Raw genomic sequence first — 25,694 nt, 5'->3', positions numbered from 1 at the left:
GGTGGCCATGAGGGAAAGGTCCGCTGGATGGGTGGAGCCAAGGGTTGGTAGCATCATTGCATACAGTATGCAAACGCCTTACAAATTGGGTGTCGATAAAACTGGGGAACCAAAAATGGGTCTTAAATCCGCTTTCCATCTACTCGCCGTAGCGGGCGCGCTGGCCGTGACCAGCTCCGCGCAGGCAGCCGAGTGCCCCTCGAAGGTCGGTCTTGTTCTGCCGATGACCGGCCCGATCGCGCCCATCGCGCAGGGCATGCTGAAATCCGCCAATCTCGCCGTCGAGCAGGTGAACGAGGCCGGGGGCGCTGCCGGGTGTCCCATCGAGCTCGTCGTGCGCGACAGTCAGGGCCAGCCCTCGCTGGCCGTCGATGCCGCGCGTCAGATCGTCGATCTCGAAGGTGCACGTATCATCGTGGGGGAGGCGCTCTCCGGCACGACGCTTGCCGTGCTGAATTCTGTGACGGCCCCGGCCGGGATTCCGCTGATCTCCCCCACAGCCTCGTCGCCGAGCTTCTCGGCGATCGGCGAGGAGACCGGCCTTTTCTTCCGCGCCAACATCTCCGACGCGCTGCAGGGGCTCGCGGCTGCGCAGTACGCGATCGAGCAGAATGCAGGGAAGGTCGATATTCTGGCGGTCAACAATGACTGGGGACAGAATCTGTCGAAGGTGTTCAAGCAGAGCTACGAGGCGCTTGGAGGCGAAGTCGGCGAAACCGTGCTCTACACGCCCGACCAGTCCTCTTACCGGTCCGAGGTGACCAGCCTGATCGAGGACGACCCGGACACGCTGTACCTTATCGGCTATGTGACCGAGGGCTCGCGCATCGTGCGCGACTGGTTGAGCCAGGGTGGTTCGCCGAAGCTTCTGTTCGCCCACAACCTCAACGACGCAGAATTCGTCAAGGCCGTTGGTGCCAAGTTCCTGGGCGAAGCGGCCTGGCTGACGCCGGGCGCCACGGAGACGCCGTCGCTTGAGAGCTTCCGCGCGGCCTACACCGCAGCAAACGACGAGGATGCGGAAGGTCCGGGTCGGGCCAATACCTATGACGCTGTCGCGATCGCCGCACTCGCGATCGATGCCGCCGGCACCGCGACTGACGGCAAGGCGATTGCCGAGGGGATTCGGAAGGTGACCGATCCCGAGGGTGAGACGATCTATGCGGGGGTCGACGGCTTCAAGGCGGCGGTCGAAGCGCTGGCGGACGGCAAGAGCGTGGACTATGTCGGCGCCGTCGGGCCGCTGCGGTTCGATGCAAGCGGCGACATCGCCGGGTCGTTCGTAACATGGCAGCTCGACGATGAGGGGAAACTCGCCGTCGTCGACGAGATGTCGGTCGAGGAAGTCGAAGCGCTCCGCTCCAAGCTGGACGCGAACTAGGCGGATCCCCGGCAAAGCGGATCCCGCTTTGCGCGCGGAGACCTCCACGACAACAGTCCGGAGCCCGGCCGCCTTGCGGTTGTTTGGCTCCGGGCCTCATGGAACGCGTTTGACGATCTGAAAGCGCCGGTCGGCGCCGGTGTTCTTGATGGTAGGTGTCGGGATGGATGTGGATCGCCTGCTGGTTGGGCGCGGAACCTACGTCGCTGACGTGAGCCCGGACGACACGCTCTATGCGGTCTTCGTTCGGTCCCCCCTCGCTCATGCCCGTCTTGCCGGCGTCGACTGTAAAGCGGCGCGCGAGGCAGAAGGCGTCGTGGCGGTTCTGACCGCCGCCGACCTGGGCGATGTGGCGCCGATCGTCTCTCCGATCGACCTGACGGGGGAAGGCAGCTTCCTTGCATCGATCGAGCGGCCGATCCTGTGCGGTGAGACCGTGCGCCACGTCGGCGATCCGATCGCGATGGTCATTGCCGGTTCGGAAGCCGCAGCAGTCGACGCGGCGGAGCTTGTGGATGTCGATTACGATCCGCTTCCGGCTGTGGCCAGCCTGACCAGTACGGCCGAACTTGCCGAACCGGGACAGATCGACCCGCTTGCGCCGGACAATGTCGGCTTGCGTTGGGCCCTGCATGGAGGTGAAGGGGTGGCCGCCGCCTTCGAGCGGGCTGCAGCCGTGGCTTCGCTCGATATTGATCTCTCCCGGCTGGCCCCGACGCCGATCGAGCCGCGCGGGACCATCGCGCGAAACGATGACGCCACCGGTCGGCTTGTGCTGGAGATACCGGCCCAGGGCGCAGGTCTGCTCGCCGGGCTGCTTGCAAGCTGTCTGAAGCGTGACAGGGACTCCGTTCAGGTCATAACCCGCGATGTCGGCGGCTCGTTCGGCATGAAGGCCTACCCGTATCCGGAATATATCGCCCTGGCGGTTGCTGCCGAGCGGCTCCGTCGACCGGTCACCTGGATCGCAACCCGGGCGGAATCGCTGCAGACCGACACCCAGGGACGGGAGCTACGGGCTCATGGCGAGCTTGCGCTCGATGCCGATGGCCGGTTTCTTGCGCTTCGGGTCCGCCATGAGGTGGATCTCGGCGGCTATATTTCCTTCTTCGAGCCCCACGTTGCGACGTACGGGCTGTCCAGCGTCGCGACCGGCCTCTACCGGATCGATGCGGCCGAAGTTCAGGTTGTCGGCCGCCTCACGAACACACCCTGGACCGACGCCTACCGAGGTGCCGGAAAGCCTGAGGCGATCCTTGTGCTGGAGGCGCTCGTCGACGAGGCCGCACGGCTGACCGGGATCGATCCGATCGAGCTGCGCCGTCGGAACCTGATCGAGGCTTCAGCACTGCCGTTCCGTACGGTGGCCGGCGAAGTCTATGACAGCGGTGACTTTCCGGCCCGGCTGAATGCTGCACTTGAGGCTGCCGATGCGGCGGCAACCAAGGAGACCCGCCGCCGCGCCGCGCAGGCGAAGGGGCGTCTGTTCGGCCGTGGCGTTGCACTCTGGCTCGACACCACCAGCGCCGGACCGGTCGATCTCGCCCGGCTGGTCCTCGGACCGGATGGCCATCTGACGGCAACCGTCGGAAGCCAGGACACCGGACAGCGCCATCAGGCGGCCTTTTCCGCGATCCTCTCCGAGAAAACCACGCTCGCCCTCGACACGCTCCTGCAGGGAAATTCGATCGACAGTCCTCAAGGTGGCGGAACCTATGGCGCCAAGACCATGGCGGTGGCCGGGAGTGCGGTCGCCAACGCCGCCGACGCGCTTCTGCAGGCGGCGCGGGAACGGGCCGCCGGGCACTTCGGCGTCGATCCCGACAGCGTGGTCTTCGACGCGGGCGATCTTTTCGTGCCGGGCACCAACAACCGGATTTCGCTTGTCGCCCTCGTGCGCGAGCAGGGCGAACTCGTGGTGGAGGCGAGAGGCGGCGGGTCGACCACATATCCGAACGGCTGCCATCTCTGTGATGTTGAAATCGACCCGGAAACCGGGGTGGTCGACATCCTTGGCTATGTCGCCGCGGACGACTATGGCCGGATCATCGATCGCACCGGCATCGTCGACCAGCTTGTCGGCGGGATCGAGCAGGGGCTCGGCCAGGCGCTCCACGAGAGGGTCGATTTCGATCCGGCCGATGCGCAGCTTTTGACCGGAAGTCTAATGGACTACCGCTTGCCGCGGGCGGCGGATATGGGTGCGCCCACAGTGCTTCTCACAGAGGCACATCCCTGTCAGACAACGCCGCTGGGCACCAAGGGCGTCGGCCAGGCCGGAGCGATCGCCGCGTCCGCAGCCATCCTCAACGCTGTCAACGATGCTCTGACCTCAGCCGGCGCGCGACCAGTCGGTCCTCCGGCCACCCCGCTCGCCGTCTGGCGATCCATCTCTGACAGTTTAGATCGATGAATGGCGAGCTTCGCCCCTTAGGAGTTGGAGCCACCGGTAAACCCGGGGTGGTCGTTTGTCTGTATCTTCGAGCTATGCAATCGTTCACATGTGGCGTCAAAAGGCATGTGAGTGGGGGCATTGTCTGCCAATTTCGACCATCTGAAGGGGCTCAGCCCTGAACTGCACCGTCTTGGTATCCTTTCCGAACGGTTCTTCGCCGAGGACGCCAACACGTCTTTGATCAAAAGCCGTCAGTTCGGCGAGTACATGGTCAAGGAGATCGCGGCGCTCGCCGGTGTCTATGATCCGGCGGCGCGCGAGACGACGAACGATCTGCTGCATCGGTTGAAGGCCCAGCAGGTGCTGCCGCGGGAAGTGGTCGACGTGTTCCACGCCGTACGCAGGAGCGGCAACGCGGCGACACACGATCTGGCGGGGTCTCCCGCGGAGGCGCTGTCCGCGCTCAAATTCTGCAGGGCGCTCGGCGTCTGGTATCGCCGCACCTACGGCCGCGATCCGGATTTCAGGCCGGGGCCGTTCGTGCCGCCCAGGGACGCATCCCTTCCGGACGAGGAGACCGAAGCGGAACTCGAGGCGCTGCGGACCCAGGTCCGCGAGGCGGAAGCGAAGCTTGCCGCCGCCCATGCCTCGTCCGAGGAACTCGCCAAGGCACGGGAGGCGGCTGAAGAGCTGGCGCGGCAGGCGACGGCCGACCGCGCGGTCTGGGAGGAGACGGCGGTTGAGATGGAGGCCAACCAGGCCGAACTCTCCCGGAAGCTGGAGGAACTGCAGAAGGCTGCCGAGGCGGGTCCGCAGCAAGCGCAGATGGAGTTCAAGCACGCCGGTCGGCGTGCGGCCGAGCATCTCGATCTCGATGAACGGCAGACCCGACGCCTCATCGACGTGCAACTGGTCGATGCAGGATGGGAATGCGACAGCGATCACCTCACCTATCAAAACGGCATTCGACCGGAAGAGGGCCGCAGCCTGGCAATTGCCGAGTGGCCGTCCGAAGGCGGTCGAGCGGATTATGCGCTCTTTGTCGACCTCACCTGCGTCGGCGTGATCGAGGCGAAGCGCGAGAGCCAGGATGTGCCCTCCACCCTTCAACAGGCCGAGCGCTACGCCCGCACGCTTATCTTGGATCCCGAACAGGCTCACCCTGACGGACCCTGGAAGCACGGGCTCGACGAGCCCTTCCGCGTGCCCTTCGTCTTCGCCACCAATGGCCGGCCCTATGTGCGGCAGTGGGAGACCAAATCCGGCATCTGGTATCGCGATGTCAGGCGCTCGACGAACCAGGCCGTCGCCTTGCCGAGCTGGCTCGCCCCGAAGGATCTGGTGGACAAGCTCGCCACCGATGTGGACGCTGCGGCGCAGGGCCTCGCCGAGGACGGCTTCGGCAAGGGCAGGATGCGCCCCTACCAGGAGGAGGCGATCGCAGCGATCGAGGATGCGGTTGTCGCAGGCCAGCGCGAGATCCTCGTGTCGATGGCGACCGGTACGGGCAAGACGCGCACGGCCATTGCGCTGATGTACCGCCTGCTCAAGCACAAGCGCTTCCGGCGCATTCTCTTCCTGGTTGATCGCAAGGCGCTCGGCAAGCAGACGAGCGACGCTCTGGAAACCACCGAGATCGAGGGCCTGCTGAACTTTGCCCAGATCTACAAGGTCGCGGGCCTCGACACGAAGGTGCCGGAGGACGACGATCAGGTGCAGGTCGCAACCGTCCAGTCCCTGATCGCGCGGGTGCTCAACGAGCCGGATCCGGCCAAGCGGCCGACGCCCGGCACCTTCGACTGCATCATCGTCGACGAAGCCCATCGCGGCTACACGCTGGACGCCGAGCTGCGCGAGAGCGACATCGGCTTCCGCAACATCGACGATTACCAGTCGGCCTATCGTCAGGTCCTGGATTACTTCGATGCGGTGAAGGTGGCGCTGACGGCCACACCCGCGCTGCACACCCGCGAGATCTTCGGCCACCCGGTGTTTCATTACGGCTATCGCCAGGCGGTGGTCGAAGGCTATCTCAACGATCACCTGCCGCCCAAGCGCATCACCACGGCGCTGTCGGAAGCCGGCATTCACTTTGCCGGTGGTGACGAGGTCGAGATCATCGACCGCAAGAGCGGTCAGATCGATCTCTTCGAGCTGCCGGACGACGTTTCGCTGGACTACGACGTCGCCGACTTCAATCGGCGCGTCTATTCGGAGGCCTTCAACCGCATCGTCTGCCGCGCGATCGCAGCCGAGATCCCGCCGTCGATGCCCGGCAAGACGCTGCTCTTCGCCGCCCGCGACACCCATGCCGATGACATCGTGCGGTTGCTCATCGCGGAGCTGCAGGAGGAATACGGCACAGACGCCGTGCCGCACGGAATGGTGATGAAGATCACCGGCAATGTCGAAAAGGCCGACGATCTGATCCTGAAGTTCAAGAACGACCCGTATCCGAAATATGTCGTCACGGTCGACCTGCTGACGACGGGCGTCGACGTGCCGTCCATCTGCAATCTCGTGTTCGTGCGCCGGGTGAAGAGCCGCATCCTCTATGACCAGATGCTGGGGCGGGCCACCCGGCTTTGCCCGGAGATCGGCAAGCAGCATTTCCGCATCTTCGACGCCGTCGATCTCTATGCGGAGCTGCAGGACATGACCGACATGCGTCCGGTCGTGGTCAAGCCGGATATCGCGCTGGGTCAGCTCGTCACCGACTTGCAGAACGCGGAGGCGGAGGAGGACCGGAGCTGGGTCGCCGGCCAGGTGATCGTGCGCATGCGCACGATGGCGAAACGCATGGACTCCGAGACCCGCGAGAGCTTCGAGCGCCACACGGGCGAAGCGCCGGAAGCCGCTGTCCAGCGCCTTGCCACGCAATCCGGTGCCGAGCTGCTGGGCTGGCTCGAGACGCATCCGCGGGCGATCGAGTTGATGGAGCGGCGACCCGTCCGTACCGGGCCTGGCCAGAACGGCGTCGTCCTCTCCAGCCACGAGGACGAGCTGCTGCGCATCGAGGAGATCTTCGGCAAGAACACGACGCCGGAGGACTACATCACCGGCTTCGAACGCTTCGTGCGCGAGAACATGAACCAGGTGCCGGCGCTGATCGCCGTCACCCAGCGCCCGCGCGATCTCACCCGCAAGGAGCTGTCGGAGCTGGCGGCGCTGCTGGACGAGAAGAACTATTCCGAAGCCATGCTCCGCGCCGCCTACGGCAAGGCCCGCAACGCCGACATCGCCGCCCACATCATCGGCTTCGTCCGGCAGGCCGCCCTCGGCGATCCGCTGATCCCGTATGCCACCCGTGTCGACAACGCCATCGCCCGGCTCGAATCGTCCCGCGCCTGGACGCCCAAGCAGAAGGAGTGGCTGCGCCGCATCGGCCGGGCGCTGAAGGACAAGCCGGTGGCCGATCCGACACTGCTCGACCAGGGCGTTTTCGCCGATAAGGGCGGCTTTCGGCGCATCTCGGAAGAGTTCGACGGAGAGCTCGACGACGTGCTGCACCAGTTGAACGAGGCGATCTGGGCGCCCTCCGCGGCATGAGTTGACCGCGCCGCCCCACTTCCGGAAGCGTCGGGCGAAAAAGTGGAAACCGGTTTTTCGACGACCCGACGCGTCACCAGTGCTCTAAGACCAACCGACCCGACACGAGACAGGCCACACAGCCCCCATGAATGCCAACACCATCGTCCAGAAGCTCTGGCGCCTCTGCACCGTCCTGAGGAAGGATGGCATCACCTATCAGCAGTACGTCACCGAGCTGACCTATCTCCTGTTTCTCAAGATGATGGCCGAGCGCAACCGCGAGACGGGCAGCATCCCGAAGTCGCGGCGCTGGGCCGATCTCGTGGCCGCCAACGGGCTTTCCAAGCTCGAACTCTATCGAAAGGTTCTGGTCGATCTCGGCGCCACCACCACCCGTCTCGGCAAGGACGACGCGCTGGTTACGCCGCCGACCGATGACGCATCGTCTGAAGAGCGCAAGCGCTATCAGGATGCCCGCCCATTGCCGGAGATGGTGCAGAAGATCTTCGACAACGCCTCGACCTTCATCCGCGAGCCCCAGAATCTGACGACCCTGGTCACCGCGATTGACGAGCTCGACTGGTTCTCCGAGGACCGCGACCAGTTCGGCGACCTTTACGAGGGCCTGCTGCAGAAGAACGCGGAGGAGACCAAGCGCGGCGCCGGGCAGTATTTCACCCCCCGCGTGCTGATCGAGGCGCTGGTCCGCCTGATGCAGCCGAAGCCGGGCGAGGTGATCCAGGACCCGGCCGCCGGCACCGGCGGCTTTCTCATCGCCGCGGATCGCTACATGAAGGACCGCACCGACGGCTACTTCGACCTGCCCGACAGCGGCGCCTGGCAGAAGAGCCAGGCCTTCCACGGTATGGAGAACGTGCCCGGCACGCTGCGCCTGCTCCTGATGAACCTCTATCTGCACGACCTCGACAGCGGCCATATCGATCTCGGCGACACGCTGTCGGAAAAGGGCAAGGGGCTCGGCCGGGCCGATCTCATCCTCACCAACCCGCCCTTCGGCCCGGCCGGCGGCGCGCCGACCCGCGACGACCTCTCCGTCACCGCCAACGTCTCCTCCTACCAGCTTCCCTTCGTGGAACACTGCATCCGCGCGCTGAAGCCCGGCGGCCGCGCCGCCATCGTCGTGCCGGACAACGTGCTGTTCGAGGACGGGCGCGGCAGGCAGCTCCGCCAGATGATGATGGACTGGTGCGACCTGCACACCATCCTGCGCCTGCCGACCGGCATTTTTTATGCCCAAGGCGTGAAGACCAACGTGATCTTCCTGACGCGCGGCAAGACCGAGACGGGCAACACGAAGGCGGTCTGGATCTACGATCTGCGCGCCCAGATGCCGAAATTCGGCAAGACCACACCGTTGACGGCGGCTCATTTCGAAGGCTTCGAGCAGGCCTTCGGCACGGACCCCTATGGCGGCGAGCGCGGAGCGGACGAAGGCGAGGCCGGCCGCTGGCGCAGGTTCAGCCGGGAGGAGATCGCCGCGCGCGGCGACAATCTCGACATCGCCTGGCTGCGCGAGGCGGAGGAGGAGGCGGAAGAGGGCCTCACCGAACCCGACGACATCGCCGCCGCCATCCTCGGCCACCTGCAGGCCGCCACGCTGGAGATCGAGGCGCTGATGGCGGAGCTGGGGGATGACCTGCCGGAGGCGGCGGAATGAGCGAGCTGCCGCGGGGGTGGGTCGAGGCGACACTTGATGACGTCTTCATTCTCGTTAGGGGGCTCACTTATGCGAAAGAAGATGTGGCATCCGCCTCAAGTGAGGCTGTGGTGGCACTCTTGCGCGCAAATAACATTCAGCGGGGCAAAATTGATCTTGATGATTTGATTTATTTGCCAATCCGCCTCGCAAAAGATGAGCAAATAGTCCGTTTTGGTGATATTCTGCTTGCGACTTCGTCGGGATCCCGGACTGTTGTTGGAAAGGCTGCTAGAATTACGTCGTTTGAAGAGGGGCTCATCTTCGGAGCCTTTTGCGGCGTCGTTCGTCCCCGCTACAAGAACGCGGATAGGTTCTTTTTTCACTACCTGAAAAGTCACGCTTATCGAGAATATGTCGAGGCGGTAGCCATCGGCAACAACATCAACAACTTCAGGTCATCAGATATACTGCGGATGCCCATCGTGCTGCCGCCCCTGGCCGAGCAGAAGCGCATCGTGGCCAGGCTGGATGCGCTGAACGCGAAATCCGCCCGCGCCCGCACCGAACTCGCCCGCATCGACACCCTCGTCTCGCGCTATAAGCAGGCCGTGCTCAGCAAGGCATTCAGCGGGGAGCTGACCAACCGTGAAGCTTCGATTGTTTGGCCGACAGTTAAGCTGGAAGAAATTGCAGAGGTCGGAACGGGAGCGACACCAAAACGAGGAAACGCAGACTACTACTCAAACGGCTCCATTCCGTGGATAACCAGCGGGGCCGTTAACCAAGGTCTTATTTTGCAAGCAGACGACTTTATAACAGATCGGGCAATACAGGAGACAAACTGCAAGTTGTTTCCGGCGGGCACCCTCGTTGTTGCTATGTATGGCGAAGGGAAGACGCGAGGTAAGGTCGCCCTGCTCGGGTTGAGTGCCGCTACAAATCAAGCTTTGGCGGCTGTTCGGATACGAAACTCAGAGGTCTCCGCCCTTCAATACGTGTACTTGTTCCTCCAGTCCGTCTACCTCGCATTGAGGGAAGAGGCTGCGGGCGGAGTTCAGCCGAACCTGAATCTATCGATCGTGAAGGCGATTCAGCTGCCTTTACCACCCCTCGAAGAACAACACGAAATCGTCCGCCGCATCGAATCCGCCTTCGCCCGGATCGACCGGCTGGCGGCGGAGGCGAAGCGCGCGCTGGAGCTGGTGGGGCGGCTGGACGAGGCGATCCTCGCCAAGGCATTTCGGGGCGAACTCGTCCCCCAGGACGAAAATGACGAGCCCGCCGACCGCCTGCTCGAGCGCATCCGCGCCGAGCGCGAAGCAGCCCCGAAGCCGAAGCGCGGCCGGCGCAAGATGGCATGAGGGATCACGAGAACCTGACGCCCGGGACCTTGTCCCGGATCGGAGGGTCGTACGTGAACTCTTCGCAAAGACCGGAGCAACACCGGCAGACGTCGTTCGCGGCAAGCACGTCATGACGTACCATATGCGCTGATTGGTGAAGACGGCGTCGGGGAGGGGATCGCGGCATGAAACCTGTCAACGAGTGGGATGACCAGCAACTCGCCAACCTGATCTCCAACTATAGGCGCCTCGGCAAGGAGGACGACCCCTACTATCTTGATCTCATGGCCGAGTTTGCGCGGCGCAAAGGGAGTGGGCTGGACTTCGACAAGACCTTTCGCGCCGTCGTGAAGGCTGCGAAAGAGCGCCGGTTTCTCTCCTACAAGCAACTCGCGGACGAAAGCGGCGTGGAATGGTCCCGGGTTCGCTATGCCGTCAACCATCACCTGGGTGATCTGATCGAATATGCGCATCGCAACGGATGGCCGCTGCTGAGCGCCATCATCGTGAACCACAAGAACGTGGAGAACGGGCGTATGGAACCCTCGACACTCAAGGGCTTCTGCGAGGCGGCCCGCTGGCTCGGCTACCCTGTTGTCGACGAGGAAGCGTTTTTGAAGGAGCAGCAGAACCGCGTGTTCGAATGGGCGGCGACGCAGGCTCCATGACCATCCCCGATTATCAGACCCTCATGCTGCCCGTCCTTCGCCTGGCCGCCGAGGGCGAGACCCGCGTGCCTGACGTCGCGGAGCGGATTGCCGATGATCTGGGTCTGACGCCGGAGGAGCGGGAAGAGCTTCTCCCGAGCGGGCGCCAGCGTTTGCTGCACAACCGCGTCCACTGGGCCAAGACCTATATGGGCAAGGCCGGGCTGATCGCCTCGCCGGCGCGCGGTCGCTTTGTCGCGACGGAAAAGGGCAGGGCGCTGCTGGCGACCTCGCCGGAGCGGATCGATGTGACCCTCCTGATGCAGGAGCCGGCCTTCCGGGAGTTCTACAAGCCTGAAAGCACCGCTGCCGAACAGGACGGCGCCGAGGCGAAGCCGGTCGACACGGCGTCCTCCCGCACGACGCCGGAGGAGCGGATCGACGCCGCCTATGCGTCGTTGCACGCCGCGCTTCGGGACGAACTGCTGCAACGGATCCTCGCCAACGGCCCGTCCTTCTTCGAGCACCTGATCGTCGATCTGCTGGTCGCCATGGGCTATGGCGGCAGCCACAAGGACGCCGCCGCCCAGCTCGGGCGCTCCGGCGACGGCGGTGTCGACGGCATCGTCAACGAGGACCGGCTCGGCCTTGAGCGCATCTACGTCCAGGCCAAGCGCTACGCGCCCGGCAACCCCGTCGGCCGCCCCGACGTGAACGCCTTCGTCGGCAGTCTCGTCGGTCTTGGGGCGAGCAAGGGCGTCTTCGTCACGACCTCGACCTTCAGTCAGCCGGCCAGTGAGTATGTCAGGCACCTGGCCCAGCGGGTGATCCTCATAGACGGTCAGGAACTGGCCGATCTGATGATCGAACACGGCGTCGGCGTGCGCAGCTACCGCACCGTCGAGTTCAAGCGTCTGGACGAAGACTTCTTCGGCGAGGAGTGAGGTCGACCGCGGGAAAGGGGGCTCCCTCGGCTCGCAACGGCAGCTTGGATAATCCGCCCATCCTCGACCGACCGCCTGCCAACGGCCACTTTCCGGCGGTCACTTCCGCCATTTATCCAAAAGTCTGGCCCAGTCCTTCCTCATCGCCGTGCGCTCCTCCCAGTACGGGGTGCCGTTGTAGGCGCGACGAACGGCTGGGGCGGTCACCTATGAAGGGATCGACGACGTCGGTCAGGATCCAGCAACTATTGGAATCGGTCGCGGGACGGGCCGGGAAGGAGGGGTTGGTGCCGCATGCCGGACTCGAACCAGCGACCCCATCATTACGAATGACGTGCTCTACCAACTGAGCTAATGCGGCTTACCGGAAGGCGGTGTCGGGCACCGGCTTCGTGCGCGTGACGTCCGCCCGAAGGCAGCCGGCGACCGCCGGATCGGCACGCGTCGTGCGGATGTACCGATTGGCGGCGCCCATTTCAAGTCATGGCGTGGGAAATCGGTCCGACGGCGCAAGCCTGCCGACAGGAACCGGCGGGCCGCCGCGTCTCCGCCCGCTCAGGCGCCGGCGATCCGCTTCCCGTCGGCGCCGACGACCTGCTCGCCGTCCTCCTTGGCGAAGGCCCCGGTCTGCGCATCGGGCAGGATGTCGAGCACCGTCTCGGACGGACGGCACAGGCGGACGCCGAGCGGCGTCGCCACGATCGGCCGGTTGATCAGGATCGGATGCGCCATCATGAAGTCGATCAGCTCGTCGTCGCTCCATGTCTCATCGTCGAGACCGAGCTCGTCATAGGGCGTGCCCTTGCGGCGCAGGAGATCGCGCACGGGGATGCCCATCTTCGCGATCAGCCCGGTGAGTTCGTCGCGCGTGGGCGGCGTCTTCAGATATTCGATCACCTGCGGTTCGGCGCCGGTGTTGCGGATCATGGCCAGCACGTTGCGCGAGGTTCCGCAGTTCGGATTGTGGTAGATCGTGATGGTCACGGCGTGGGTCTCCTCAGCGGTCACGCGGCGGGGAAGTGGCGCTTCGTTGCGTTGGCGAAGGCCACCAGAGACAACATCACCGGCACTTCCACAAGAACGCCGACGACAGTGGCGAGCGCTGCCCCGGAGCCGAGCCCGAACAGGCCGATCGCGACGGCCACCGCCAGCTCGAAGAAGTTCGAGGTGCCGATCATGGCGCAGGGTGCGGCCACGTTGAACGGCACCCGCCAGGCCCAGGCGGCGGCGTAGGTGATCGCGAAGATGCCGTAGGACTGGATCAGGAGCGGGATCGCGATCATCACGATCAGGATCGGCTGCTCGACGATGACGTGGCCCTGGAACCCGAACAGGAGCACGACGGTTGCCAGGAGCCCGATCACCGAGACCGGCTTCACCGCGGCGGTGAACCGGCCGACGGCCGCCTCTGCGCTCTCGCCGCGCCGGGCGTGGCCGGTCAGCCAGGCCCGGGTCGCCGCTCCGGCCGCCAGCGGGATCACCACATAGAGCCCGACCGACAGGAGCAGCGTCTCCCACGGCACGGCGATGTCGGTGACCCCCAGGAGCAGCGCCACGATCGGGGCGAACGCGAACACCATGATGATGTCGTTCACCGAGACCTGGACGAGGGTGTAGGTGGGGTCGCCCCTTGTGAGCTGCGACCAGACGAACACCATCGCCGTGCACGGCGCCGCGCCGAGCAGGATCAGCCCGGCGATGTACTCCTGGGCGTTGGCCGGATCGATCCAGCGGGCGAACACGACCTCGAAGAACAGCACGCCGAGGGCGGCCATGGTGAACGGCTTGACCAGCCAGTTGACCGCCAGCGTCAGGATGAGGCCCTTCGGCCGGTCGCCGATGTGGCGCAGGCTGGCGAAGTCGACCGCGACCATCATCGGGTAGACCATCGCCCAGATCAGGATCGCCACGGGAAAGTTGACCGAGGCGTATTCCAGCCCGGCCAGAGCCTCGAACACGCCCGGCAGAAGGTTGCCGAGCACGAGGCCGGCCAGGATGCACAGGGCGACCCAGACCGACAGCCATTTCTCGAAGAAGCCGATCCCGCCGGCGGGCGGTGCGTCCAGCGCGGTGGTGTCGTGGGTCGTCATGAAGCGTCTCCCGGTCGGGGCGTGCGTCGGTCGTCCGTGCCGGCGGCGGCAAAGCGGCCGGCAAAGGCGGCGGGTCGGTGTCGCGGCAGCTGTCCGGCCGGCCCGGATCAGGCCTCTTCGGCCGGGACCGAGGTCCCGATCCGGTCGAGCTGGCGCTGCAGCGAGAGCGCGTCGAGTGATGCGATCGGCAGGTTCAGGAAGATCGAGAGGCGCGAATTCAGCATCCGGAACGTGTCGGCGAAGGCGAAGCGCTTTTCCGCTTCGGTTCCGTCCGCGGCGGCCGGGTCGGGAACGCCCCAGTGGGCGGTCATCGGCTGGCCGGGCCACAGCGGGCAGGATTCGGCCGCCGCCCGGTCGCAGACGGTGAAGACGAAATCCATCACGGGCGCGCCGGGCTCGGCGAACTCCGACCAGTCCTTGGACCTGAGGTCATGGGTCTGGAAGTTCAGCCGCTCCAGCAGGTCGAGCGCGTAGGGATGCACCTCGCCGCGCGGGTGACTGCCGGCGGAAAACGCCCGGAACCGGCCGCCGCCGTCCCGGTTTAGGATCGCTTCGGCGAGAATCGAGCGGGCCGAATTGCCGGTGCACAGAAACAGGACGTTTTTCGCTTTGTCATCGCTCATGGTCGTTGCCCCTATGGCCCGCGGCCTCGGTGATCGTTCCCGCGTCGCTCGGGGTCGTGCGGCAGGACAGGAGTTCCATCACCGGAGCACAGACTTCCGGCCGTCCGCCGCAGCAGTCCTCCATCAGGTAGACGATCAGGCCGCGCATGTGCGCCAGATCCACCCGGTAGCGGATGCTGCGCCCCTCCCGTTCCGCCGTGACCAGCCCGCTGCGCACCAGAACCGCGAGATGGGGCGACAGGGTATTCGCCTTCGCCGCCACGGCGTCGGCGATCTGTCCGGCCGCCAGCCCGTCCGGCTGGTGCTCGACCAGGAGCCGGAAGACCGACAGCCGGGTCTCGTGAGCGAGAGCGGTGAGGCCATCGAGCGCATCGTTCATTTCCATAATTCAGGAATAATCGAAATATCAGATGCCGTCAATCGGCCTGCGGGGACCCGCTTCCATTGAACGCGGCGAGCTTATCCGGAGTGTGACAGGCCGCGATTCCGGCAGGCGCGGCGTCGATGGACCGTTGCCGCGCCTCAGCGGCGCGGCGGCCGGGGTCCTGACGGCTGATGCAGCTTCGGCGGCGCAATCCGGCGAGCGCCCCGGCGCGGCGGGACCGGCGGGGGCTCTTCGCTCCGGGGCTTCTCCGCGCCGACCCGGCGGGACGGTTCGGACGACGGCGGTTCGACCCGCCGTGCGCCGCGCTTCGGCTTTGCGGGCGTCGCCTCGGGTGCCGGAGACGCGGGGCGCTCCTGCCACGGCGCTGGGCGCCGGGTGCGCGGTCCGTGCCGGTTGCGTTTCGGGGCGGCCGGGGCCGGTGGCGCGGGCCCGGCCCGCGACAGGACCAGGGCGCCGAGGCCGGCGATGCCGGTGACGAAGGCCCCCACGGTCGCGGCCCGCACGAAGGCGAGCCGGACCCCCGTCATCCGTTGGGACAGGAAGCCGGCGGCCTCGGCGGAGGGCGCGGCAAAATCGGCGCCGGCTGGCGAGGCGGAAAGCGCCGGCGCGAGCGTCCCGATCAGGTCCCGGTAGGCGAGCGCGGCGATGGTTCCGCTGGCGGCGATCGCGATCAGGATGGCGAAACGGATCGCCACCGTCTGCATGTCGCCGGTGGTGGATGCTCGCCCGTGGCGCCGGGCTTCGGCAAGCAGGATCGTGGACGCTGCGCCCGCCGTCAGGCCGAGAAGCAGCGTGGCGGGCAGGACGCCCAGCCAGAACAGGTCGGCCAGCACCGATAGCGCCAGCAGAACCAGCGCTGCCGCGCCGAGGCCGGAACCGAGTGCTGCGGCAAGCGGCGGAGCCATCCGGCGCTGCAGCCGGCCGGCCAGGACCCCGCTCGCGCCCTGTCCGGCCAGATAGCAGCCGAGGCCCAGCGCGGCCGCGAGCGCCGACCGTCCGCTTCCCTCCATGAGCGCGATCGGAAGCAGGAAGACGGTGCCGGCCGCTCCGATTTCCGCCAGCGCCGCCGCACCGGTGGCGAGGCCGAATCCGGGTGACCGCAGCCGCGACAGCGCCAGCATGGGCTCGGCGGCCGGGCCGGTTTCCCAGAAGCCGAACAGGCACAGCCCGACCAGTCCCGATCCTGCCAGCATCGCCACCACGGGCAGTCCGAAGCCGATGCCGGCCAGCGTGATGGCGACCAGGATCAGGCCGCCGGAGGCGAACAGGATCGCCGCGCCGGCCAGATCGAGCGGCTTCTGAACGAGGTCGGGGAAGTCGATCGGGACGCGCAGGCGCAGCAGCGCCCACGTCGCCAGCGACAGGGCCGCCGGCAGGAGGAACGCCGCCCGCCAGCCGAAGGCGAGGATCGCCGCGCCGGCGGCGAGCGTGGCCAGCACGGCGCCGATGCCGGAGGTCAGGGTCCATGTCCGGAACGCGCCCGGCCGCTCGCCCGGTGCGAAGTTGACGGCGATCAGCGCGGCCGACGCCGGCAGAACGACCGCGGCGGCCACCCCCTGGGTCAGGCGCCCGAAAAACAGGAGGTCGAGCCGCGGGGACAGGCCGGCGATGCAGCCGCCGAGTGCGGAGACGAGCAGGCCCGCGCCCAGCACGTGCCAGTGCCCGTGCAGGGTTCCGAGCCGCCGGCTGGGCAGGATCAGCGCGGCGGTGGCGAGCCCGGCCAGGAGCAGCAGCCACTGGGCCATCGCGAAGGAGGCGCCGAATTCCGCCCGCAGTCCGCCGAGCGCCATCGTGACCACGGGCAGGTCGATCAGCGCTGTCGCCGCGGCGAGCGCCGCCGTGGCAATCACCCACGGCTTGCGTGCGGGCGGGCAGGGCTGCGCCTCGGCGTCGGCCGGCACCAGCGTTCGGATGAGGAGGGGGCCGATCGTCATGCCGGGTCGGGCCAATCCTTCCGTCGGGTCATCTGCTCGGTCCTTCCGCCGGCTCTGGTGCCGGCCGGTCCGGCCGGGGCGCGAATTCCCCGGCCGTGGCCCTCGGCGGAGCCCAGACTACTGGCGAGAAGTTTACCTTTCCCATGCACGGAACGGTCGTCGCGCATTGACACCTGCACCAAGGATAGCTCGAATAAGGCTTCCGGCCGGAGGGAATTTCCTCAGGTCCCATTTGACCCGAAACCGTTTTTCCATAGGGAGCCTCTCGATGAAACGCACCATCGCGGCCTTGGCCGCAACGGCGTTGCTGGCGACGACCGGAAGCGTCTTTGCGCAGGATCAGCAGTTCATTTCCATCGGAACCGGCGGCGTGACCGGTGTCTACTATCCGACCGGCGGCGCGATCTGCCGTCTCGTGAACCGCGACCGCAAGGATCACGGCATTCGCTGCTCGGCGGAGTCCACCGGCGGGTCGGTCTACAACATCAACAACGTCCGCTCGGGCGAGCTGGAGTTCGGCGTCGCCCAGTCCGACTGGCAGTACCACGCCTATAACGGCACCTCCCAGTTCGAGGACCAGGGGCCGTTCGAGAAGGAGCGGGCGGTGTTCTCCGTGCATCCGGAGCCGTTCACCCTGCTGGTGCGCGGTGACAGCGGCATCGACTCCTTCGAAGGCCTCAAGGGCAAGCGCGTCAACGTCGGCAACCCGGGCTCCGGCCAGCGGGCGACGATGGAAGTCGTGATGGACGCCTACGGCATGTCGATGGACGACTTCGCGCTCGCCACCGAGCTCAAGGGCTCCGAAATGGCCCAGGCGCTCTGCGACGGCAACATCGACGCGATGATCTACACCGTCGGCCATCCGGCCGCCGCCATCCAGGAAGCCGTCAACTCCTGCGACGTGAAGCTCGTGGACGTCGCCGGCGAGCCGATCGACAAGCTGGTCGAGGAGAACCCCTACTACCGCGTCGCGACCATCCCGGGCGGCATGTACAAGGGCAACGATCAGGACACCACGACCTTCGGCGTGGGCGCCACCTTCATCACCTCAGCCGACGTGTCGGACGATGTCGTCTACGTCGTGGTGAAGTCGGTCTTCGACAACTTCGACCAGTTCAAGCAGCTGCATCCGGCCTTCGCCAATCTGCAGGAAGAGCAGATGATCAAGGACGGTCTGTCGGCGCCGCTGCATGACGGTGCCAAGAAGTACTACGAGGAACGCGGCTGGATGTAAGTCCGCCCCGGCTCCGGGCGCGGCCCAGAAGCCGCGCCCGGATGCCGCACGACCCGCCTGACAACGGATGACCTGACCTTCCCGACAACCGGAACCGACGAGGCACGTGGCGATGACGGCTGAGCAGACGGCGCACCGCGTCGACGCGGAGTCCCTGGTTGCGGCAACGGACACCGGGGCCCGGTCCCCGGTTGGCTGGCAGCGCTGGCTGATCCCCGGGATCGCCTTCATCTGGGCCCTGTTCCAGCTCTACGTCGCCTCGCCCCTGCCCTTCATCTTCGCCCAGGCGCTCGATCTCCCGCTGGTTCTCAACAACACCGAGATCCGGATCGTGCATCTGGCGTTCGCGCTGGTCCTGGCCGCGTTCGCCTATCCGCTGTTCAAGTCCGCCTCGCGCCACTCGATCCCCTGGTACGACTGGATCCTGGCCGCCCTCGGCGCCGCCTCCTGTCTCTATCTGTTCGTCTTCAAGGACCAGATCGCCGACCGCGCCGGCCTGCCCACCGACTGGGACCTGATCATGTCGACCATCGGCATGATCATGCTCGGCGTGGCCGTGTTCCGCTCGCTCGGGCTGCCGCTCCTGATCGTCGCCTCGATCTTCGTGCTCTACGTCTTCTTCGGCTCCGCCGACTGGATCCCCGGCACGCTCCAGTGGAAGGGCGCGTCCTACGGCAAGGCCATGTGGCACTACTGGATGCAGACCGAGGGCGTGTTCGGCGTCGCCCTCGGCGTGTCCGCCACCATGATCTTCCTGTTCGTCATGTTCGGTGCGATCCTGGAGAAGGCCGGCGCCGGCAACTTCTTCATCAAGATCGCCTTCGCGCTGCTCGGCCATCTGCGCGGCGGACCGGCCAAGGCCGCCGTGGTCGCCTCGGCCATGAGCGGCCTTTACTCCGGCTCCTCCATCGCCAACACGGTCACCACTGGCACCTTCACCATCCCGCTGATGAAGAAGACCGGCTTCCCGCCGGAAAAGGCCGGCGCCGTCGAGGTCGCCTCGTCGACCAACGGCCAGCTCACGCCGCCGGTGATGGGCGCGGCCGCGTTCCTGATCTCCGAATTCACCGGCACGCCCTATACCGAACTGATCAAGAACGCGCTCCTGCCGGCGCTGATTTCCTACATCGCGCTGGTCTACATCGTTCATCTGGAAGCCCTGAAGCTGGGCCTCGCCGGCATGAAACGGCCGCCGGCCCACATGCGGCTGATGGGCCGGCTGATCGGCTTCCTCACCGGCTTCCTCGGCCTCGCCGTGCTCGCCGGCCTCGTCTATTACGGCCTCGGCTGGGTGCGCGAAGCCTTCCCCGGGATGGGGCTGTGGGCCGCGTCGCTGATCTTCCTGGTCGCCTACGTCGTTCTGCTGTGGGTCGCGTCCCAGCGGCCGGACCTCAAGGTCGACGATCCGAACGCCCCGATCGAGGAACTGCCCCGGCCGGGCGCGGTCGCGGTCACCGGTCTCTATTTCCTGCTGCCGATCGTGATCCTGATCTGGTGCATCATGATCGAGCGGCTGTCGCCGGCGACCTCCGCCTTCTACGCCACGGTGGCGATGATCTTCATCGCCCTCACACAGCACCCGTTGAAGGCGCTGTTCCGGGGAACCGGCAATTTCGGCTTCGAGGCCGCCCGCGGCGTCCAGGAATGGATGGCCGGTATGATCGCCGGCTCCCGCAACATGATCGCGATTGCGGTCGCAACGGGTGCGGCTGGCGTGATCGTCGGCACGATCTCGCTCACCGGCGCGCATCAGGTCATCGGCGAGTTCGTGGAATATGTGTCCGGTGGCCAGCTCATGGTCATGCTGGTGCTGGTCGCCATCATGAGCCTCATCCTCGGCATGGGGCTGCCGACCACGGCGAACTACATCGTGGTCTCCTCGCTGATGGCGCCGGTGATCGTGACGCTCGGCGCCCAGCAGGGCCTGATCGTCCCGCTCGTGGCGGTCCATCTGTTCGTGTTCTATTTCGGCATCCTCGCCGACGACACGCCGCCGGTGGGCCTCGCGGCCTTCGCCGCCGCCGCCATTTCCGGCGGCGACCCGATCAAGACCGGTATCCAGGGCTTCACCTACGACATTCGTACCGCCCTCCTGCCGTTCATGTTCCTGTTCAACACGCAGCTGCTTCTGATCGATGTCGGGCCGTTCGAGGCGATCGTCGTCTTCATCGTCGCGGTGATCGCCATGCTGCTGTTTGCGGCGGCCACGCAACGCTATCTGCTTGCGCCCATGCGCTGGTGGGAGGTCGTGGCGGTGCTGCTGGTGTCCTTCACCCTCTTCAGGCCGGGCTTCTGGCTCGATCAGGTGCAGGCGCCCTACGACCTGTCGCCCGGCACCCAGGCGACGGAGGTCGCCGGCTCGCTGCCGGCCGGCGCGCAGCTGCGCATGACCATCGAGGGCACCGACTTCACCAACCCCGACGAGCGGGTGACCAAGACGTTCATGGTCCCGCTCGGCGAGCCGGGCCCCGGCGCGGAGCGGCTCGACCGGGAAGGGCTGACCCTTTTCGAGGACGGTGATCAGGTCACGCTGGACGAACCGTTCCCCGGAACGCCGCATTTCCGGCTGGCCCAGGAGCTGGACTTCTACGCCGACGAGCCGGTGGTGATCGAAAGCGTCGGCGTGGCGGCGGAGCGGATGCCGAAGGAGATCTTCTACATTCCGGCCTTCCTGGTGCTGCTCGTGGTGCTGTGGTCCCAGCGCCGCCGCCAGACCGTGCCGGCGTTCTGAGCAATTCCAGGAAAAGTGGGAACCGGTTTTCCGTCCGGAATTGCGGTGAGAAAAGAGAGCAATTCCAGGAAAAGTGGGAACCGGTTTTCCGTCCGGAATTGCGACGGTTGAAAAGTAGGGACGAAGCGGTGGCTCCTTGCTCCGCTCATTCCGGCGAAAGCCGGAATCCAGGGCGCCGCGACCGGCGTCCGCGCGTCTTGCCCCGGGCCCGGGCGGTCGCCGGGGTGAGGGGCGTGTGCGAGGCAACGGACAGGGGGTCCTGACCCGGGGGCCCGGAGGAGGGCGGTATGTACAAGACAATCCTGCTGCCGGTCGATCTGAACGACCCAACCACGGGAAAGAAGGCGCTGGCGACGGCGGCGGCCCTTGCGAAGACCTTCGGCTCCGAACTCCACGTACTCGCCGTGGTGCCGAATTTCGGCATGTCGGTGGTGGGTGGCTTCTTTCCGCAGGATTTCGAGGAAAAGGCGCTGGAGAAGGTCAAGACCGATCTCGCGGCGTTCATGGACGCCGAGCTCGATCCGTCCCTCGATGCCACCGGCCACGTCGCCCACGGCTCCATCTACGAGGAGATCCTGCATGCGGCGAAGGCGCTGTCGGCCGACCTCATCGTCGTCGGCGCCCATCGGCCGGAGCTGAAGGACTATCTGCTCGGCCCCAACGCCGCCCGCGTCGTCCGCCACGCGCCCCAGTCGGTGATGGTGGTCAGGGATTAGGATGTGCCGTTCGGGCACTGACGTCGCGTTTTACTCCGCTCATTCCCGCGCAAGCGGGAATCCATACGGCAGAAAGAGCAGGCACGGAGTCGGACACACGGATCTGCTTTTCAGTCTTAGAATTGACGACGTCTTCCGCAAAGACTGAGCAAAACTCGAAAGTCCCTATGGATTCCCGCTTGCGCGGGAATGAGCGGAATATGCAGGGCGTCCTTGTGTCCCTCGGCACCGCATTCATCCATATCTCCGCACAATCGCCGACAAGACAATCAACAGGCCAGCCCCCATGCCCTCTCCCCACGTCTTTCCCCGTCACACCAAGGCCGAGATGCCCGTCGCCGTCGGCGGTGACGGCTGCTACCTGATCGACGAGACCGGCAAGCGCTATCTCGACGGCTGCGGCGGGGCGGCCGTCTCCTGTCTCGGTCATTCCGACAAGGCGGTCGTCGAGGCCATCAAGACGCAGCTCGACGCGCTGCCCTACGCCCACACCGGCTTCTTCACCTCCAAGCCGGCCGAGGCGCTGGCGGACCGGCTCGCGGACAAGGCGCCCGAAGGCCTGAACCGGGTCTATTTCGTCTCCGGCGGGTCGGAGGCGGCGGAGGCGGCCCTGAAGCTCGCCCGCCAGTATTTCTGGGAGAAGGGCGAGAAGGCCCGCGCCAACGTGATCGCCCGCTGGCAGAGTTATCACGGCAACACGCTGGGCGCGCTCGCGGCCGGCGGCAACCGCTGGCGCCGGGCCCAGTTCGAGCCGCTCCTGACCGACGCCATGCACCATATCGATCCGTGCCATTACTGGCGCTGGGGCGAGCCGGGCGAGAGCGAGGAGGACTATGGCCGCCGCGTCGCCGACCAGCTCGAGGAAAAGATCCTGGAGCTCGGCCCGGAGACGGTCGCCGCCTTCATGGCCGAGCCGGTGGTGGGCGCGACCATGGGCGCGGTGCCGCCGGTCGCCGGCTACTTCAAGCGCATCCGCGAGATCTGCGACCGCTACGGCGTGCTTCTGATCCTCGACGAGGTGATGTGCGGCATGGGCCGCACGGGCACGCTGTTCGCCTGCGAGCAGGACGGCGTGGTGCCCGACATGATCCTGATCGCCAAGGGGCTCGGTGCCGGCTATCAGCCGATCGGCGCGACCATCGTCGCCGACCACATCTATGCGACGCTGGAGCAGGGCTCCGGCTTCTTCCAGCACGGCCACACCTATATCGGCCATCCGACCGCCTGCGCGGCGGGCGTCGCGGTCCTCGACCAGATCGAAAGCCGGGATCTGCTCGCCAACGTGAACCGGGTCGGCTCCTATCTGAAATCGGCGCTTCAGGAGCGGTTCGGCCAGCATCCGAACGTGGGCGATGTCCGCGGGCGCGGGATGTTTCTCGGTCTGGAACTGGTGGCCGACCGGGACACCAAGGCGCCGTTCGATCCGTCCGACAAGGTCGCGCCGTCGATCAAGAAGGCGGCGATGGCCGACGGGCTGATGGTCTATCCGATGGGCGGCACCATCGACGGCGAACGCGGCGACCACGTGCTGATCGCCCCACCGTTCATCCTGACCGAGGCCCAGGCCGACGAACTCGTCGATAAGCTCGGCCGAGCCATGGACGCCGTTCTCAGCTGATCCCACAAAGCAATCGCAGGAAAAGTGGGAACCGGTTTTCCGTTCGCGATTGCGGAGGAAGAGAACTACGCAGGAAAAGTCCCCAGCAGTGTTCTGCCTGGGCGTTGCGACGGAGGCGCAGAGCTTCCGCATTGGTGTCCGTTTCGGTCATGCCCGCCCTCATTTTATGTAGTGTCAATAAAAAAGCCGCCCAAAGGCGGCTCTTGATACGAAGGCCGATAAGTCAATCCTCGCCCACTCGTGGGCGAGCCGACTAACTCTCCGGGCCTTCAGGCGAAAGGTTGCAGCTATCGAACAGCTTGCTGGTCGCCTTAGTGGACCCGGCAACCGAGAAATCAACTGTCGCCGTGGTATCGAACAGTTCTACCCGCACACCAACGACAATCTGGCGCTGAGCGTCCCGAATATCCCTGAGGATGCCTCTTATCAATTCAGATTGATCCGATTTCACTCCGATAAAGTCATTATTGTGCTGGTAAAAATAACCATTCAAAAAATGCTTTTGACCACCATCAACCTGAATTGCCAGCTTGGCAGGGACAGCTTCCAGTCCTGACTCCCAGGAACTTTTTTCAATGTAAGCGAAAGAAACATCTGCCTCCTCAGAAGAGCAGGAGACATAAATTCCGTAGTTAGGACCCGCCGAGCCAATCATGGTAGCGGTTTTGCCATCGGAAAAGAGATCGTCCTTGACGTCAGTTGCCCATTGTGCCGAAGCGCCGCCTGCAATCAGCAACGCCCCCGTAAACACAAGCCCACCTAGTAATCGCATCAGTCAGCCTCCCGAGGACCAATCATGCAACCCTAACGCTTGATCGTCCTAACGCCAAGGCAGACGGAGACCGCTCTTGCAGGTCAGCTACGCCCCAAGTGCGCCGCGGATGCAGAGAGCAAATCGCAGGAAAAGTGGGAACCGGTTTTCCGTCCTGCTCTCCGGTACCATCTTGCGCTCGGCCGGCTTTCCTCTTAATCGGAGCGGCAAGGTGCCGGGCACCTGCCGCCTGCGGACGCAAGTCACGGTGAAGCCCGGATCGCGACGACATCTCACCCTCGAAGCATTTCGCAGGTGGGGTAATGCAGGCCCCCTTCCCCGACGCGAAATGCCTCTCAGGAGGAGTGAGCCATGTCCGCCCGACAGGCTTCCAACAGTCTTGAACCCAATCTGTCCGCCCGGGACCCGGGTCGTGCACCGCGGCGCGCGTCGTGGGCGATCTCCACTGTGCGTGAAGTCGGAGTGGACCGATGACCCAGCCCTCCCTCGACACCGTCAAGGCCCAGGCCAGGGCGCTGCGTCAGGCCCTTGAGGCGGACGGCACCCCGGTCAGCCACGCCAGGGCCCTGGAGCTGATCGCCCGCCAGCACGGCGCCCGGGACTGGAACACGCTCCATGCCCGGCTCACCCGGCGCAATGCGCCGCCCGAGCTCGCCCTGGGCGACCGGGTTGCCGGATCCTATCTGGGGCAGGCCTACAGCGGCGAGATCATCGCCCTGTCCGGGCCTTCCGGCCATCGGACGGTGGAGATCAGGCTCGACCGGCCGGTCGATACGGTGACGTTCGCCAGCTTTTCCAACTGGCGTCACCGGATCCGCGGCACGGTCGACGCGGAGGGCCGCAGCCACCGGAAAACGTCAGATGGAAGGCCGCAGCTGGTCGTGGAGCCGTCCTGACCGGGATCCGTTCAGAGCGGAAGCGGCCTCGGCGGGAGAAAAGCCGTGACGGCAGCCTCGGATGAGACGCTGCCGTCACCGCCCACGGGTGGGGCATCTTATCGTCCGGGACATCCGGCCCGGCTCGTTCGGCGCCGGATCAGACCCTGCGCGCCTTCACGACCGCACCCAGCGTCAGCGCGAACAGGAGATGGCCGGCGAGCGAGGCCCAGGTCAGCGGGATGAAGCCCAGGAACGGCGGCTGGTTCGCGAACAGGTGGGCCATGATGTAGAGGGCGAAGATCCACAGCCCGACGCCGTAGGCGAGCGCCGTCACCCACCAGGGCAGGGCCGGGATGACCGCGCGCTGGATCGGCCGGGCGATGAAGAGATAGCCGAGCGGATAGAACACCACGCCCACGACGGCGTGGATCAGTTCGGCGAGCGCCCAGTTGGAGAAGCCGAACACGCCCTGGACGAGGGCGGCCGGCTGCAGCGGTCCGCCGACCAGGAACGGGGTGATCCCGCGCGCCCAGACCTCCCAGACGATGTCGGCGGCGATCCCGGCCATGAGGGCGGTGACGAAAGTCGCCGCGACGAGCGGCGGAAACAGGGATGTGCGCGAATGCGCGGGGTTGGTCATGGTCGCCATGTCAGCCTCCCAAAGCATTTCCAGGCCAGGTGGAAACCGGCTGGCCGTTCGAAAATGCGCCAAAACAAAGGGGTGTGTCGTTCAGTGCAGCTATGAAAAGCGGACCGGCTCCAGCCCTGGCCCTTATCTCAGATGCGCATCGGGCGGCGCCGGGCGAAGGCCT

Annotated in this window: 19 protein-coding genes and 1 tRNA gene; 12 read left to right on the top strand and 8 right to left on the bottom strand. The window is 65.8% G+C overall.

All coding sequences use genetic code 11. The annotated features are described in order from the left end of the window. Positions 1-115 precede the first annotated feature (115 nt). From J2S73_RS16440 to J2S73_RS16410, 7 genes are all read left to right on the top strand, one after another. Complete coding sequence (locus J2S73_RS16440; RefSeq protein WP_306886705.1) at positions 116-1,381, top strand: ABC transporter substrate-binding protein; 1,266 nt, start codon at positions 116-118, stop codon at positions 1,379-1,381. Positions 1,382-1,544: 163 nt separating this feature from the next. Next, a complete protein-coding gene (locus J2S73_RS16435) occupies positions 1,545-3,794 on the top strand; it encodes a xanthine dehydrogenase family protein molybdopterin-binding subunit (protein ID WP_306886704.1) in 2,250 nt (749 codons plus the stop codon). 111 nt (positions 3,795-3,905) lie between these two features. Further along, a complete protein-coding gene (hsdR, locus tag J2S73_RS16430) occupies positions 3,906-7,325 on the top strand; it encodes a type I restriction-modification system endonuclease (protein ID WP_306886703.1) in 3,420 nt (1,139 codons plus the stop codon). Positions 7,326-7,452: 127 nt separating this feature from the next. Continuing rightward, positions 7,453-8,985: a class I SAM-dependent DNA methyltransferase gene (locus J2S73_RS16425; RefSeq protein ID WP_306886702.1), complete on the top strand. Its 1,533-nt coding sequence runs from the start codon at positions 7,453-7,455 to the stop codon at positions 8,983-8,985. Continuing rightward, positions 8,982-10,328 (top strand): restriction endonuclease subunit S, encoded by a 1,347-nt coding sequence (locus J2S73_RS16420; protein ID WP_306886701.1) that lies wholly within the window; start codon positions 8,982-8,984, stop codon positions 10,326-10,328. Before J2S73_RS16425 ends, J2S73_RS16420 begins: the two co-directional genes overlap by 4 nt. Positions 10,329-10,495: 167 nt before the next feature. Next, on the top strand, positions 10,496-10,978 hold the full coding sequence (locus J2S73_RS16415) for a hypothetical protein (RefSeq protein ID WP_306886700.1): 483 nt from the start codon (positions 10,496-10,498) through the stop codon (positions 10,976-10,978). Then, on the top strand, positions 10,975-11,901 hold the full coding sequence (locus J2S73_RS16410) for a restriction endonuclease (protein ID WP_306886699.1): 927 nt from the start codon (positions 10,975-10,977) through the stop codon (positions 11,899-11,901). The genes J2S73_RS16415 and J2S73_RS16410 overlap by 4 nt, the downstream gene beginning before the upstream one ends. A gap of 285 nt (positions 11,902-12,186) precedes the next feature. On the opposite strand, the gene J2S73_RS16405 is transcribed toward J2S73_RS16410, so the two are convergent. The 6 genes from J2S73_RS16405 to J2S73_RS16380 all read right to left on the bottom strand — a co-directional run bounded on the left by J2S73_RS16405 (position 12,187) and on the right by J2S73_RS16380 (position 16,933). Beyond that, positions 12,187-12,262, bottom strand: a tRNA-Thr gene (locus J2S73_RS16405). Between the two features lie 194 nt (positions 12,263-12,456). Continuing rightward, the gene (gene arsC, locus J2S73_RS16400) at positions 12,457-12,885 is read right to left on the bottom strand and encodes an arsenate reductase (glutaredoxin) (RefSeq protein ID WP_306886698.1); all 429 of its coding nucleotides are present in this window, start codon (positions 12,883-12,885) and stop codon (positions 12,457-12,459) included. Positions 12,886-12,905: 20 nt separating this feature from the next. Next, positions 12,906-13,991 (bottom strand): ACR3 family arsenite efflux transporter, encoded by a 1,086-nt coding sequence (arsB, locus tag J2S73_RS16395; RefSeq protein ID WP_306886697.1) that lies wholly within the window; start codon positions 13,989-13,991, stop codon positions 12,906-12,908. Between the two features lie 107 nt (positions 13,992-14,098). Next, positions 14,099-14,614 (bottom strand): arsenate reductase ArsC, encoded by a 516-nt coding sequence (locus tag J2S73_RS16390; protein WP_306886696.1) that lies wholly within the window; start codon positions 14,612-14,614, stop codon positions 14,099-14,101. Then, positions 14,604-14,999, bottom strand: coding sequence for an ArsR/SmtB family transcription factor (locus J2S73_RS16385; RefSeq protein WP_306886695.1), 396 nt, complete (start codon positions 14,997-14,999; stop codon positions 14,604-14,606). Before J2S73_RS16385 ends, J2S73_RS16390 begins: the two co-directional genes overlap by 11 nt. Before the next feature lie 137 nt (positions 15,000-15,136). Further along, a complete protein-coding gene (locus tag J2S73_RS16380; protein WP_306886694.1) occupies positions 15,137-16,933 on the bottom strand; it encodes an MFS transporter in 1,797 nt (598 codons plus the stop codon). 268 nt (positions 16,934-17,201) lie between these two features. On the opposite strand from J2S73_RS16380, the gene J2S73_RS16375 reads away from it, so the two are divergent. The 4 genes from J2S73_RS16375 to J2S73_RS16360 all read left to right on the top strand — a co-directional run bounded on the left by J2S73_RS16375 (position 17,202) and on the right by J2S73_RS16360 (position 23,232). Next, positions 17,202-18,167, top strand: coding sequence for a TAXI family TRAP transporter solute-binding subunit (locus J2S73_RS16375; protein WP_306886693.1), 966 nt, complete (start codon positions 17,202-17,204; stop codon positions 18,165-18,167). 112 nt (positions 18,168-18,279) lie between these two features. After that, positions 18,280-20,898 carry a TRAP transporter permease gene (locus J2S73_RS16370; RefSeq protein WP_306886692.1) on the top strand — a complete coding sequence of 873 codons (2,619 nt, stop codon included), beginning with the start codon at positions 18,280-18,282 and terminating at the stop codon, positions 20,896-20,898. 287 nt (positions 20,899-21,185) lie between these two features. Then, positions 21,186-21,614, top strand: coding sequence for a universal stress protein (locus tag J2S73_RS16365; protein ID WP_306886691.1), 429 nt, complete (start codon positions 21,186-21,188; stop codon positions 21,612-21,614). Between the two features lie 286 nt (positions 21,615-21,900). Continuing rightward, complete coding sequence (locus J2S73_RS16360) at positions 21,901-23,232, top strand: aspartate aminotransferase family protein (RefSeq protein ID WP_306886690.1); 1,332 nt, start codon at positions 21,901-21,903, stop codon at positions 23,230-23,232. A 253-nt stretch (positions 23,233-23,485) separates the two neighbouring features. Here J2S73_RS16360 and J2S73_RS16355 read toward each other — a convergent pair whose 3' ends face one another. Beyond that, positions 23,486-24,004 (bottom strand): hypothetical protein, encoded by a 519-nt coding sequence (locus J2S73_RS16355; RefSeq protein ID WP_306886689.1) that lies wholly within the window; start codon positions 24,002-24,004, stop codon positions 23,486-23,488. A gap of 470 nt (positions 24,005-24,474) precedes the next feature. On the opposite strand from J2S73_RS16355, the gene J2S73_RS16350 reads away from it, so the two are divergent. Then, positions 24,475-24,900, top strand: coding sequence for a glyoxalase superfamily protein (locus tag J2S73_RS16350; protein ID WP_306886688.1), 426 nt, complete (start codon positions 24,475-24,477; stop codon positions 24,898-24,900). Between the two features lie 139 nt (positions 24,901-25,039). Here J2S73_RS16350 and J2S73_RS16345 read toward each other — a convergent pair whose 3' ends face one another. Continuing rightward, positions 25,040-25,522, bottom strand: a complete 483-nt coding sequence (locus J2S73_RS16345; protein ID WP_306886823.1) for a hypothetical protein — start codon at positions 25,520-25,522, stop codon at positions 25,040-25,042. Positions 25,523-25,694: the final 172 nt, after the last annotated feature.

The organism is Amorphus orientalis, assembly GCF_030814015.1.
Taxonomy (GTDB): domain Bacteria; phylum Pseudomonadota; class Alphaproteobacteria; order Rhizobiales; family Amorphaceae; genus Amorphus; species Amorphus orientalis.
The sequence above is the reverse complement of the archived record's forward strand: the minus strand, read 5'-3'. Positions and strand labels throughout refer to the sequence as shown.

Coding starts and splice junctions, on each gene's coding strand:
- J2S73_RS16440 (WP_306886705.1), top strand. CDS start 116: ATGGGTCTTAAATCCGCTTTCCATCTACTCGCCGTAGCGGGCGCGCTG.
- J2S73_RS16435 (WP_306886704.1), top strand. CDS start 1,545: ATGGATGTGGATCGCCTGCTGGTTGGGCGCGGAACCTACGTCGCTGAC.
- J2S73_RS16425 (WP_306886702.1), top strand. CDS start 7,453: ATGAATGCCAACACCATCGTCCAGAAGCTCTGGCGCCTCTGCACCGTC.
- J2S73_RS16420 (WP_306886701.1), top strand. CDS start 8,982: ATGAGCGAGCTGCCGCGGGGGTGGGTCGAGGCGACACTTGATGACGTC.
- J2S73_RS16415 (WP_306886700.1), top strand. CDS start 10,496: ATGAAACCTGTCAACGAGTGGGATGACCAGCAACTCGCCAACCTGATC.
- J2S73_RS16410 (WP_306886699.1), top strand. CDS start 10,975: ATGACCATCCCCGATTATCAGACCCTCATGCTGCCCGTCCTTCGCCTG.
- arsB (WP_306886697.1), bottom strand. CDS start 13,991: ATGACGACCCACGACACCACCGCGCTGGACGCACCGCCCGCCGGCGGG.
- J2S73_RS16390 (WP_306886696.1), bottom strand. CDS start 14,614: ATGAGCGATGACAAAGCGAAAAACGTCCTGTTTCTGTGCACCGGCAAT.
- J2S73_RS16385 (WP_306886695.1), bottom strand. CDS start 14,999: ATGGAAATGAACGATGCGCTCGATGGCCTCACCGCTCTCGCTCACGAG.
- J2S73_RS16380 (WP_306886694.1), bottom strand. CDS start 16,933: ATGACGATCGGCCCCCTCCTCATCCGAACGCTGGTGCCGGCCGACGCC.
- J2S73_RS16375 (WP_306886693.1), top strand. CDS start 17,202: ATGAAACGCACCATCGCGGCCTTGGCCGCAACGGCGTTGCTGGCGACG.
- J2S73_RS16370 (WP_306886692.1), top strand. CDS start 18,280: ATGACGGCTGAGCAGACGGCGCACCGCGTCGACGCGGAGTCCCTGGTT.
- J2S73_RS16365 (WP_306886691.1), top strand. CDS start 21,186: ATGTACAAGACAATCCTGCTGCCGGTCGATCTGAACGACCCAACCACG.
- J2S73_RS16360 (WP_306886690.1), top strand. CDS start 21,901: ATGCCCTCTCCCCACGTCTTTCCCCGTCACACCAAGGCCGAGATGCCC.
- J2S73_RS16355 (WP_306886689.1), bottom strand. CDS start 24,004: ATGCGATTACTAGGTGGGCTTGTGTTTACGGGGGCGTTGCTGATTGCA.
- J2S73_RS16350 (WP_306886688.1), top strand. CDS start 24,475: ATGACCCAGCCCTCCCTCGACACCGTCAAGGCCCAGGCCAGGGCGCTG.
- J2S73_RS16345 (WP_306886823.1), bottom strand. CDS start 25,522: ATGACCAACCCCGCGCATTCGCGCACATCCCTGTTTCCGCCGCTCGTC.